General features: G+C 74.2%; 8 protein-coding genes. 2 read left to right on the top strand and 6 right to left on the bottom strand.

Features of this window, described 5'->3' with window-relative positions; all coding sequences use genetic code 11:
- Positions 1 to 127: 127 nt before the first annotated feature.
- Together ftsX and ftsE are read right to left on the bottom strand one after the other, a co-directional pair.
- The gene (ftsX, locus tag ACFWJ4_RS38980; protein ID WP_359904252.1) at positions 128 to 1,039 is read right to left on the bottom strand and encodes a permease-like cell division protein FtsX; all 912 of its coding nucleotides are present in this window, start codon (positions 1,037 to 1,039) and stop codon (positions 128 to 130) included.
- Positions 1,040 to 1,116: 77 nt separating this feature from the next.
- Complete coding sequence (gene ftsE, locus ACFWJ4_RS38975) at positions 1,117 to 1,806, bottom strand: cell division ATP-binding protein FtsE (protein WP_030059730.1); 690 nt, start codon at positions 1,804 to 1,806, stop codon at positions 1,117 to 1,119.
- A 351-nt stretch (positions 1,807 to 2,157) separates the two neighbouring features.
- Here ftsE and ACFWJ4_RS38970 point away from each other — a divergent pair, with 351 nt between their 5' ends.
- Positions 2,158 to 2,352 (top strand): hypothetical protein, encoded by a 195-nt coding sequence (locus ACFWJ4_RS38970; RefSeq protein ID WP_359904255.1) that lies wholly within the window; start codon positions 2,158 to 2,160, stop codon positions 2,350 to 2,352.
- Between the two features lie 67 nt (positions 2,353 to 2,419).
- On the opposite strand, the gene prfB is transcribed toward ACFWJ4_RS38970, so the two are convergent.
- From prfB to ACFWJ4_RS38950, 4 genes are all read right to left on the bottom strand, one after another.
- On the bottom strand, positions 2,420 to 3,532 hold the full coding sequence (gene prfB, locus ACFWJ4_RS38965) for a peptide chain release factor 2 (protein ID WP_359904258.1): 1,113 nt from the start codon (positions 3,530 to 3,532) through the stop codon (positions 2,420 to 2,422).
- Between the two features lie 93 nt (positions 3,533 to 3,625).
- Entirely contained in the window at positions 3,626 to 4,879 is a 1,254-nt protein-coding gene (locus tag ACFWJ4_RS38960) for a serine/threonine-protein kinase (RefSeq protein WP_380553489.1), read from the bottom strand.
- 198 nt (positions 4,880 to 5,077) lie between these two features.
- A complete protein-coding gene (locus ACFWJ4_RS38955) occupies positions 5,078 to 6,247 on the bottom strand; it encodes a ricin-type beta-trefoil lectin domain protein (protein WP_380553486.1) in 1,170 nt (389 codons plus the stop codon).
- Positions 6,248 to 6,272: 25 nt separating this feature from the next.
- Entirely contained in the window at positions 6,273 to 8,213 is a 1,941-nt protein-coding gene (locus ACFWJ4_RS38950; protein ID WP_380553483.1) for a protein kinase, read from the bottom strand.
- 379 nt (positions 8,214 to 8,592) lie between these two features.
- Between ACFWJ4_RS38950 and ACFWJ4_RS38945 the strand changes: the two genes are divergently transcribed.
- Positions 8,593 to 11,445, top strand: coding sequence for an FtsK/SpoIIIE domain-containing protein (locus ACFWJ4_RS38945; protein WP_380553480.1), 2,853 nt, complete (start codon positions 8,593 to 8,595; stop codon positions 11,443 to 11,445).
- The last annotated feature ends 458 nt before the right edge of the window (positions 11,446 to 11,903 follow it).

The following is an 11,903-nucleotide window of genomic DNA, read 5'->3' as shown; positions in this document are numbered from 1 at the left end:
AACGCTCGGCTGGGAAACCCCAGCCGAGCGCCTGCATAAACTGCTCGCGGCCTGAACAACCGACCACGTGTTGCAACGACCGCTAGAAACCGCCCAGTGCCGTACGGGGCCGTCGGGCCTGCGGGAATCAGACCTTGAGGTACTTGCGCAGGGTGAAGAAGGCCGCGACGCCGGCCATGCCCATACCCACCACGATCAGCAGCGGTATCACCGCGAGCACCGAGCCGAGCCCGATGAAGTGGATGAACTGCACCCGGTCGGCCAGCCAGTTCTGGACGAAGAAGTGCCCGCCGATCAGCAGTCCGGAGGCCATCGCCGCGCCCAGCAGCGCCGAGAAGGCCGCCTCGGCGATGAAGGGCATCTGGACGTAGAAGTTCGAGGCACCGACCAGGCGCATGATCCCGGTTTCGCGCCGCCGGCTGTACGCCGACACCCGGACGGTGTTGACGATCAGCAGCAGGGCGACGAACAGCATCAGCACCATGATCACGAAGGCCGCCGTCTGGAGGCCGTTGAGCAGGCCGAACAGGTTCTCCAGGATCTTCCGCTGGTCCTCGACCGACTTGACGCCGGGCTTGCCGGCGAAGGCGCTCTGGATCACGTCGTACTTGGTCGGGTCGTTGAGCTTGACCCGCCAGGACTGCGGCATGGCGTCCGGACCCAGGACGGAGATGAGCGGGTTGTCCGGGTTCATCTCCTTCCAGTGCTTGTACGCCTCGGGCGAGCTCTCGTAGGTGGACGACTGGACCACCGAGGTCATCTTGTCCAGCTGGTCCTTGATGTCCTGGACCTGCTGGTCGGTGGCCGCGCCCTTGTCGCACTGGGGCGAGTTGCGGGCGTCCGCCTTCGTGCAGAAGTAGATGCTCACCTCGACCTTGTCGTACCAGTACCCCTTCATGGAGTTCACCTGGTCGCGGACCAGGAGCGAGGAACCGGCGAGGGCGAGGGAGAGCGCGACGCTGACCACGACCGCGATGGTCATGGTCAGGTTGCGTCGGAGACCCACACCGATCTCCGACAGGACGAACTGGGCACGCATGCGGGAAACACTCCAGGGTCGGTACTGCTCTGGTCTGGCGGGTCGGGCCGGCGGCCCCACGGGTCAGCGCTGGTCGGTCAGTGCTGGTATCCGTAGACGCCGCGGGCCTGGTCGCGGACGAGCAGCCCCTTGTCGAGTTCGATGACGCGCTTGCGCATCTGGTCGACGATGGCCTGGTCGTGGGTGGCCATCAGCACCGTGGTTCCGGTGCGGTTGATGCGGTCGAGCAGCTTCATGATGCCGACCGAGTTCTGCGGGTCGAGGTTGCCGGTGGGCTCGTCCGCGATGAGGAGCATCGGACGGTTCACGAAGGCGCGGGCGATGGCCACGCGCTGCTGCTCACCACCGGACAGCTCGCCCGGCATGCGGTCCTCCTTGCCGCCGAGGCCGACCAGCTCCAGCACCTCGGGCACCACCTTGTTGATGGCGCTCTTGGGCTTGCCGATCACCTCCAGGGCGAAGGCGACGTTCTGCGCGACCGTCTTGTTCGGCAGCAGGCGGAAGTCCTGGAAGACGGTGCCCAGCTGGCGGCGCATGTGCGGCACCTTCCAGTTGGACAGCTTGCCGAGGTCCTTGCCCAGTACGTGCACCGCGCCCGTGCTGGGACGCTCCTCGCGCAGGCACAGGCGCAGGAAGGTGGACTTTCCCGAGCCGGACGAGCCGACCAGGAAGACGAACTCACCCTTCTCGATCTCCAGCGAGACGTTGTCCAGGGCGGGACGGTTCTGCTTGGGATAGGTCTTGGAGACGTTGTCGAATCTGATCACGGCTGCATCACGGAGGCCATCCTAGGCGGCGCCAGTCCTCGGTCGGTCCGCCCCGGAGGCCCGGTCCATGGGCGAGCGAAAGGAGCGCGGTGGGCTGCTCCCGGTCTGGGACCATACGCGAATCGGCGACCGGCCCGCAGGGACCGCCCGTGACAACGGCCGGACTCTGCGGGAGAATGTCCGCTTATGCCCCGAATATTGCGAGGCATCTCACAGCCCGGAAGCCGGAACTGCCGGAACCTGGCAGAGTGGAGGTGGGCGACCGTGTCACGGCCGCTCCCCCGTACAGGGCAGTGCATGGAACCAAAGCCCCGTCCGGTGCGTTGGCTGTAGCAGCGAGGAGGAGATCGCATGACCTGCGACCATCTGGTGTGCGCCAACTGCAACGGCCGCGTCAGCGACGGGCGTTGCCCGGTGTGCCGGGCCAACCGGGCCCGGCTTCAGGAGCAGCAGAGCCCGTTCGCCGCGCTCTCCCCCGCGATGCTGCTGGCCCTGCTGGCCGGACTGCTCGCGGTGGCGCTGATCGCCCGGCAGGCACTGGCCTGACGACCCACGACGCGTACGACGAAGGGCCCCGACCGCAGCGGTCGGGGCCCTTCGTCGATGTCGGCCGTTACTCGGCGCTGGTCTCGCGCTGCTTGCGCCAGCGGATCCCGGCCTCGATGAAGCCGTCGATGTCGCCGTCCAGCACGGCCTGCGGGTTGCCGGCCTCGTACGCGGTGCGGACGTCCTTCACCATCTGGTACGGGTGCAGCACGTAGGAGCGCATCTGGTTGCCCCAGGAGCTGCCGCTGTCCTTGAGCGCGTCCATCGCCGCCTTCTCCTCCTGGCGGCGCCGCTCCAGCAGCTTGGCCTGGAGGACGTTCATCGCGGACGCCTTGTTCTGGATCTGCGAGCGCTCGTTCTGGCAGGAGACCACGATGCCGGTCGGGATGTGCGTGATGCGCACCGCCGAGTCGGTGGTGTTGACGCCCTGGCCGCCGGGGCCGGAGGCACGGTAGACGTCCACCCGCAGCTCGCCCTCGTCGATGTCGACGTGGTCGGACTGCTCGACGACCGGGAGGACCTCGACGCCGGCGAAGGAGGTCTGCCGGCGGCCCTGGTTGTCGAACGGCGAGATCCGCACCAGGCGGTGGGTGCCCTGCTCGACCGAGAGGGTGCCGTAGGCGTACGGCGCCTTCACGGTGAAGGTCGCGGACTTGATGCCGGCCTCTTCGGCGTACGAGGTGTCGTACACCTCGGTGGGGTACCCGTGCCGCTCGGCCCAGCGCAGGTACATGCGCATGAGCTGCTCGGCGAAGTCGGCGGCGTCCACGCCACCGGCCTCGGCACGGATGTTGATCAGCGCCTCGCGGGCGTCGTACTCGCCGGACAGGAGGGTGCGGACCTCCAGCTCCTCGACGGCCTTCTGGAGGGAGACGAGCTCGGTCTCGGCCTCGGCGCGGGTGTCCGCGTCGTCCTCGGCCTCGGCGAGCTCGAACAGCACACCCAGATCGTCGATGCGGCTGCGCAGGCCCTCGACCCGGCGCAGTTCGCCCTGGAGGAAGGAGAGCCGGCTGGTCACCTTCTGCGCGTTCGCGACGTCGTCCCACAGGGTGGGGGCGGCTGCCTCCTCCTCCAGGACCGCGATGTCGGCCCGGATCTTGTCCAGGTCGAGGACGGCCTCGATCGACCCCATGGTCGTATCGAGGTTCTTGAGCTCTTCGGAAGGATCGACGGCTGCCACGCCCCCAGGGTAATGGTTCCGGGAGTGGTCATGACGACACCCCCGGCTCCCCGGGGGTCACGGCCGCCGTCACGGCCGCGCCGACGGCTCCGGCTACGGGGCCCGCGGGCCGGTGCCCGACACCGCCGGACGGGCCGGGTGGCCGCCGTCCGGGACGGTGGCCGCGAACGCCGTCCAGGCCGCGGCGGCGCCCGCCAGCAGCAGGACGGTGGCGATCAGGACGGCCAGCAGCCGGCGGCGGCGCAGCAGGGCCTGGCGGTCCCGGCGGTGGCCCGGGGCGGCGCGCTGGGCGCGGGACTCCAGCGCGTAGGCGGCCAGCTCGTCGGCGGACGGGCGGCGCAGGCTGGTGTGGGTGTCCCGGGTGGAGTCCGGGGCGGCGCCCGGCACCAGCGGGACGGCCGGACCGCGGCGGCGCTTGTGGATGCCGGGGCCGGCGTCGACCTCGGCGTAGACGGCCTCGCCGGGGGTCAGCTGCTCCTCGACCGGGGCCCGGCCCTGGCCGGGCACGGCGAGCACCGGCAGGCCGGCCAGCGAGGGCAGCTGCTCGCGCAGCCGGGAGGCCAGCTCGGCGGCCCGCAGCCGGGAGGCGGGGGCCTTGGCCAGGCACTCGGAGATGATCCGCCACAGCCCGTCCGGCAGGCCGGGGATCGGCGGCACCTGCTCGGTGACGTGCCGGCGCAGCACCGCGCCGGTGTGGCCGCCGCCGAAGGGGGTGAAGCCGGCCAGCAGCTCGTACAGCACGGTGGCGAGGGCGTAGATGTCGACGGCGGCGCGCGGCTCCAGGCCCTCGATGATCTCGGGGGCGAGGTAGTCGGGGGTGCCGATGATCCGGGTGGCCCGGGTCCGGCGGGGGGCGTCGACCAGGCGGGCCACGCCGAAGTCGGTGAGCTTGGCGCGCGGGGCGCCGCCCGGGCCGGGGGCGGCGGCGAGGTCGAGCAGGACGTTCTCGGGCTTGACGTCGCGGTGGACGATGCCGGCCGCGTGCGCGGCGGCCAGGCCGTCGGCGACGTCGGCGATGATCGAGGCGGCGGTCTGCGGCGGCAGCGCGCCGTCCCGCTCCAGCCGGGAGCGCAGGTCGGTGCCCTGGACCAGCTCCATCACCAGGGCGAGGTCGCTGCCGTCCACCACCATGTCGCGCACGCCGACCACCCGGGGGTGGTCGAGGCTGGTCAGCGCGGTGCGCTCCTGGACGAAGCGGCCGACCAGCACCTGGTCGGCGGCGAGGTCCTCGCGCAGCAGCTTGACCGCCACCGGGCCGTCGGGCCCCTCACCGAGCCAGACCGTGCCGGCCGAACCCCGGCCGATCACCTGGTGGACGGTGTACCGGCTGCCGATCTTGCGTGCCAATGCTGCTCCGTGGGCGGCGCGGGAGCGCTCCGGGGGTCCGGCGCGCTCGGTGGGGCGGGACAACAGCGACCAACCTACGCGCCCGGAGGCCCTGCGCGGGCCGCCCGAGGGGCCCGGGGCGGGAGTCCCGGCCGAGAAATCTCGCGAATTGTCGACATAGCGTCAAAATTGCCGCCCGGGCGTGGCCCGGAGCCCTGATCAGCTCACCGAGGTCGGCAGCGTCCAGCTCTGCGCCGGGGAACCGTCGCAGCCGGCCAGGTCGGCGCCGCCGCCCGGCGCGGTGCCGTTCGCCGGGTCGCGCAGGCAGCCCTGGGCGCCCTGGTTCCACAGTGCGCCGGCCATCCCCACCAGCCAGACGTGGTACGGCGAGCCGTTGCAGGGGTTGAGCGAGGCCTGGTTGCCGTCGGTGCCCAGGCATTTGCCGCCCAGCCGGACCGTACCGTCGGTCTCCACGCTCCACTGCTGGGCGAGCGAGCCGTCGCAGTCCAGCAGCGCCACCGGTTCCGGGCCGTCCGGGGTACCGCCGGGCAGATCTGCCAGGCAGCGGCCGCCGGGGGCACCGATCGGGCCCACCGGGCGGCCGGGCCGCACGTCGGTGGAGAACGACTCCGTCCGCAGGCCGGCGCCGTCACGCCAGATCTCGAAGCCGGCCTCCACCGAGATCAGGTACCACTCCGGCTTGACCACCCCGCGGGTCACCGCGTCCCGGACGAAGGCGCGCAGGTCGAGGTCGGTGACCGAGGTGACCGGCACCTGCGCCTGGTAGGCGACCATCGGCCACTGCCGGCCGTTGGCGGCGATGGTGAGCTGCCAGCTGGTGTAGCCGGTGCCACCGACGACGGCGGTGCTCCCGGAAGGGCTGGCCGAGGCCGGACGGCGGTCCAGCCAGATCATCAGCTCGGCACCGTCCGGCTGGCCGTTTGCGGCCGGAGTGGTCGGGGCCGTGTTGAACCAGAGGTCGTACGCCACGTTGAAGTCGCCCCCGGCGGGCAGCGTGGTGGACCAACTGCTGGTCGCCCGCCCCAGCTCGGAGACCCGGACCGGCAGCGCGCTGCCCGGGGTGCAGGTGCCCCAGTGGCAGCCGTCGAAGATCTCCGGGTAGGCGACCGGCCCGGCCGGCGGGCTCGTGGCCGCCTCGGAGGACAGGACGGTGAACCCGGCCCGGCCGTCGGTGCCGAGGCACTCGCGGGCTCCGCCGTAGTTGTTGTTGTCCACCACGTACCGGCCGCCCGCGACCGGCACGGTCTCGTACCGGCCGCAGTGCGACGTCTCCGCCGCCGCGGCCGGACCGGCCGGCAGCAGCACCCCCGCCACCGCCACCACGACGCCCATCAGCACCGCGCTCGCCCGGCTTCCCCGCATCCCCATCCCCGCTGCCCCCAGTCTTCCGGTGTCAGTTCTTCGAGCTGCCCACGAGGCCGTTCACCCAGTCACGCGCCGAGTCGAACCAGCCCACGACGTTGTCCCAGTACTGCGGCAGCGGCGTGAAGTTCCACAGCGCCAGCCCCGCCACGGCGAGCACCAGCAGCACCATCAGACAGCCCTTGAGGCAGCCGAGCCCCGGAATGTACATCCGGTTGCGGCTGCGCGGACGCGGCTCACGGGCCGGCGCGGTCTCACGGCGGGCCGGTGCCGGCGGCTCCTCGCGGCGCTGCGGCGGGGCCTCCCGGTACTGCGGCGCGGGCGGCTCGGCCCGGCGCGCCACCGGGGCGGGCGCGGGCGGCGGCGGGTAGCCGCCCTGCGACTGCCCGTACCCGGACGGGGCCTGCCGGTAGCCACCGGGCGGCTGCGGACGGCCGCCCTGGCCTCCTTGGCCTCCTTGGCCCCGCTGGCCCCCCTGACCGGCCTGGCCGCCCCGGCCCGCCTGATACGGCGGCGGGGCCACCGGCGGACGCTGGGCGTAGCCGGGCGGGGGCGGGGACTGGCGGTAGCCGCCGGGCTGCTGCGGCCCGGCGGGGCCGCCAGGGGCGCCCTGGCCCGGCCGGTGCCCCTGGCCTGCGTGGCCCCCCTGGCCGGCCTGGTAGGGCGGCGGGGCGACCTGCGGCTCCGCGTGGTCCTCGTAGTCCTCCGGACCGAAGTAGCCGACCTGGGTCTGCTGGTTGCGGTCCCGCGCCGCGCGCAACTGGGTCTGCCACGGGTGCGGCGCCTCCTCCTGCGGCGGCGCCACGGGCGGGGGCGGCGGCACCGCGACGGGCGGCATCACCCGGGTGCGGTCCGCGGCTCCCTGCGGGGGCGCCGGCGGCGGCTGGGTGCCCATCACCCGGGTCGCCGCGGCCGGGTCGAACGACCCGCCCGGGGTCGGCGGCAGCACCTGGGTGCGGTCCTCGGTGCCCGGGGCCACGGCGCCCGGCATCGTCGCCATCGGCGCCATCGGCGCCATCGGCGACATCGGCGACATCGTGGTGGGGACCGCGGTCGGCTGCGGGTCCGGCAGCAGCAGGGCACCGACCGCCAGCGCCTCGTCCACCGCCGGCGGCGAGGCGTGCACCCCGACGCCGGCCGCGACCACCCGCAGCGCGTGGGCCAGCGAGGTGGCGCCGGGCCGCTGGGCCGGGTCCTTGCGCAGGCAGCGCTCGATCACCGTCCAGAGCGGCTCGGGCATGGTGCTGGGCCGCTGCGGCTCGTGGGCCAGGTGGGCCTGGAGCACGGCGAGCGCGCTGTCCCCCTGGAACGGCTGCCGGCCGGTGACCAGCTCGTACAGCATGATCCCGGCGCCGTACACGTCCACCGCGGAGGTCTGCGGGCGGCCCTCGGCGGACTCCGGCGCGACGTAGGCGGGGGTGCCGACGAACTCGTGGGTGCGGGTGACGCCCGGGGAGTCGGCGAGCCGGGCGATGCCGAAGTCGGTCAGCAGCGGGTGCATCCGCTCGGCGCCGTCCACCACGGTGGAGGCGAGCAGCACGTTGGCCGGCTTGAGGTCGCGGTGGACGATCCCGTCCGCGTGGCTGGCCGCCAGCGCGTCCGCGACCTGGGCCATCAGCAGGGCGCCGGCGATCGGGCTGAACGGGCCGTTGGCGCGCAGGTAGCGGGCCAGGTCGGGGCCCTCCACCAGGTCCATCACCAGGGCCAGCAGCTCGCCCTCGACGACCAGGTCCCGGACCCGGACGATGTTGGGGTGGGTCAGCCGCAGCAGCAGCGAGCGCTCGCGCAGGAAGCGCATCACCACGTCGGGGTCGGCGGCCAGCTCCTCGCGCAGCACCTTGATCGCCACCCGCTGCCCGGGCGCGCAGCCCGGCACCTGCGCGTCCTCGCGCACCACGCCGCGCCAGACGGTCCCGGTCGCACCCCGTCCGAGGGTCTCCTCCAGCAGATATTTGCTGCCGACTGGCCGCACCTGTCGCACTCCTCGCCGTGCCGCCCGCGCGGGGCGCTCCTCCGCCGGTGCGGTGAGCCTGCCGGGCCCGTGTCTGCGGCCACTCTAACGGTGCCGGTTCGGGTTTTCGGGGTGGCCGGTAGGCCATCCGTACGGTCTGGGGAAGGGTTGGGGGACATCCCCTAGGGAAGGTCCCGGGCACCCCGCGAGGAGGCGGTCGGCCCTGACTCCCCGTCGCCCCGTCACGGTGCCGATCGCAAGATCGTCAAATCCGGTACCGTGCGCGGACCGTCCTCGACGGATGGCAGGATGGACACTCGCCACTCGTGTGGCCCAACGGTGCCCACGGCACCGGGCAGCGGTACCAGGTTCACATCAGCAGAAGGGACCCGCGGGCGAGATGCAGATCCGGCTGACCGTCCTCCGACCGCGCAGCGGCCCGGCCGCCGCCGGCTCCGCCATCCCCTACGTGGACGTGCTGGTCACCGCGCCCGTCGGCACCGCACTCGGCGCCATCGCGGGTGCGCTCGCCGGCGCCGTGGGCGTGCGCGGGCCACGGGCCGCCACCCACGTGCACCTGTACGCCGGGGCGCACCGGGTCGACGAGCACACCCTGCTCGGCCACCCCCCGCTGCTCGACGGCGCCGTCCTCAGCCTGAACGAGCCCGACCCGACCGCCGACGACCCCGACGACGCCCCCGCCGCCGCCGAACTGCGCGTGGTCGGCGGCCCCGACGCCGGCGGCGTGCACCGGCTGCACGGCCGGGAGATCCGGGTCGGCCGCTCCGCCGAGGCCGACGTCCCGCTCGACGACCCGGACGTCTCCCGGCTCCACCTCTCCCTGCACCTCGCCGAGGACGGCCGGGTCTCCGCGCGCGACCTCGGCTCCACCAACGGCAGCACGCTGGACGGCCGGCTCGTCCCGCCCGGACCGCCGGAGGCCGCCGTCCCGCTGGAGCCCGGCGCCGTGCTGCGGATCGGCGAGTCCACCCTCCAGGTGACCGCCCCCGACCCGGCCGAGGCCGCCGGCACCACCCGCGCCGCCCTGCCGGACGGCAACGGCCACCTCCAGCTCGCCGCCCCCGGCCCGGCCCGACCCGCGCCGCCCGTGGTCGAGCCGCCCACCGCCCCCGAACCGGCCCCCGGCCGCGGCCGCGGCCTGTTCTCCCTGCTGCCCGGCCGCACCGCCGAACCGCCCGGCCAGGAGAGCGCCGAGCGCCACCACGCCGCGGTACGGCTGCGCCAGACCGCCGCCCAGCGCGAACGCTGGCCCGACCTCGCCACCCTGCTGCTCAACGCCGTCGGCCCCGGCCCCCGCCTCTGGGAACGCGGCCCCGGCCACCCCGACGCGCTCACCCTGCGCCTGGGCACCGCCGACCGCCCCGGCGGCCCCGGCACCACACCCGGCACCACGCTGCCCGCCGTCCCGGTCACCCTCGACCTCCAGACCGCCGGCAGCCTCGGCCTCAGCGGCCCGCGCGAGCGCCTGGACGCGCTCACCCGCGCCGTCGTCGCCCAGCTCGCCGCGCTGCACCCGCCGACCGGGCTGAGCCTGGTCGTGGTCGACGCCGACCAGACCCGCACCGCCGAGGAGCGCGCCGACACCTGGGCCTGGGCCCTGTGGCTGCCCCACCTGCGCCCGGTCGACGGCCAGGACTGCCGACTGCTGATCGGCCTCGACGACGAACAGGCCACCGCCCGGCTGACCGAGCTCACCGCCCGGCTCAGCGGCCCCAGCGGCCTCGGCGGCCACCCCGCGACCGTGGTCGTGGTGGACGGCCGGCCGGCCACCGAAGCCGCCCGCCAGGCACTCGACCTGCTGCTGCGCCAGGGCCCGGCGGTCGGCATCTTCCCGATCTGCCTCGCCGAGCAGCCCGAACTGCTCCCCCGGGGCCTCGGCGCCACCGCCCTGATCACCGGCGAGGTCGGCACCCAGCTCTCGCTGAACCGCCCGGTCGCCCGCGGCCGGGAAGCCCTCCACGAGGTCTCGCTGGACGCCGTCTCGGACGCCTGGGCCGAACGGCTGGCCCGCGTCCTCGCCCCGCTGCGCGAGGCCGTCCCGGCCGCCCGCGGCCCGCTGCCCGACGTACTGCGGCTGCTCGACCTGCTCCAGCTCGACACCGTCACCCCGGCCAAGCTGTCCGCCCGCTGGGAGGCGCACGCCGGAGGCATCGGCGCCGCCACCGCCCTGCTCGGCACCACCCGCGACGAGCTCTGCACCCTCGACCTGGCCGACCCCGAACTCACCCTCCCCTCCCCCGACCCGGGCGGCCCGCACCTGCTGATCGGCGGCGCCCGCGGCTCCGGCAAGACCGAACTGCTGCGCACCCTGGTCGCCTCGCTCGCCGTCTCCGAACGGCCCGAGAGGCTGACCGTCACGATCATCGAGGGCCGGACCACCCCGGACGGCCAGGACGGCCTCGACGGCTGCACCGACCTGCCGCACGTCACCGGCCGGGTGAACGCCGCCGCCGACCCGCGCGCCGCACTGCTCGCCGCCGAGGCGCTGGAGGACGAACTCGCCCTGCGGGAGCGACTGTTCGACGGGCTGGACTTCGCCTCCTGGCACGCCGCACGGATCCTCGACGAGCAGGGCCTGGACGGGCGGGGCCCGGACGGGCGGGAGGCGCACGCGGAGCACCCCAGGGTCCCGGTACCCGCCGCCGTCGGCGGCGGCGCGGCCACCACACCCCGGATCATCCCGCCGCGCAGCGCGGAGGGCCCCCGCCCGACCGGACCCGCCGCCGCACCCGCCCGGCTGGTCGTCGTCGTCGACGACTACGACGCACTGCTCTCCCCCACCTCCGCCGCCGGCCGCCCGCTCACCCGCGCGCTGGCCGCCGTCGCCCGCCGCGGCGGACCGCTCGGCGTGCACCTCGCCGTCGCCACCGGCCGCCCGGAGGAGAGCGCCGGCACCGAGGTGGACGAGGCCGCGCTGCTCCGGATCGCCCTGCGCACCGACGACCCGGCCGACTCCGACCTGCTGATCCACCTCGGCGACGCGGCGGCCCTGCCCGAGGACACCCCCGGCCGCGGCTACCTCCGCCTCCCGGACGGCGGCGTCACCGCCTTCCAGACCGCCCGGATCAGCGGCCGCATCCCGCGCACCGCCACCCTGCGGCCCACCGTCGTCGCCATAGACCCGCTCCAGCTCGGCGCCCCGCCGGCCCGCCGCCCGGTCCGCGAGCTCGGCAACGGCCCCACCGACCTCGCCCTCCTCGCCAGCGCCCTCCAACGCGCCGCCGCCCGCTGAGGCTCCGGGCGCCCGCCCAGGCCACGAAAGCAACGGCGGCCCAAGCCCGTTGCCGCTTCGCCAACGCCGAAGCGGCAACGGGTGCGCGGGAAGTCGACCCCGCCGACTTCCCGCGCGAGGAGTCCAGAACCCCCACGCCCCCAACACAGGACGCCCCCACCTGGCATTTCCGCAAGGACGAAAGGTCCGGGCGGGACAAGCCGGAACAGCGGCAACAGGTCCGGTGGCCGATCCATGGAGTTGGGTGGGCCCGCGTCCTCCGACGCAGGCCCGCCCAAAGAAAAGCGAAAGAGAAGGAAGCACCCCACCCTCCCGCCCCTTCCAGAAACCCCAAAGGCAACGGCGGCCCCGGCCAAGCTTGGCCGGGGCCCCCCAACCCCAACAGAGCACCACACACATCAACACACCAACCCGTTCCGCGTAGGCCCCGGCCCCGTGGAGTATAAAAAAAAGTAGCA

The sequence above is a fragment of the Kitasatospora sp. NPDC127067 genome, from assembly GCF_042724755.1.
GTDB classification, from domain to species: Bacteria; Actinomycetota; Actinomycetes; order Streptomycetales; family Streptomycetaceae; genus Kitasatospora; species Kitasatospora lactacystinica.
The sequence above is the reverse complement of the archived record's forward strand: the minus strand, read 5'-3'. Positions and strand labels throughout refer to the sequence as shown.

Excerpts from the sequence above, each read along its gene's own strand:
- ACFWJ4_RS38955 (WP_380553486.1), bottom strand. The coding sequence starts at position 6,247 with ATGGGGATGCGGGGAAGCCGGGCGAGCGCGGTGCTGATGGGCGTCGTG.
- ftsX (WP_359904252.1), bottom strand. The coding sequence starts at position 1,039 with ATGCGTGCCCAGTTCGTCCTGTCGGAGATCGGTGTGGGTCTCCGACGC.
- ACFWJ4_RS38945 (WP_380553480.1), top strand. The coding sequence starts at position 8,593 with ATGCAGATCCGGCTGACCGTCCTCCGACCGCGCAGCGGCCCGGCCGCC.
- ACFWJ4_RS38970 (WP_359904255.1), top strand. The coding sequence starts at position 2,158 with ATGACCTGCGACCATCTGGTGTGCGCCAACTGCAACGGCCGCGTCAGC.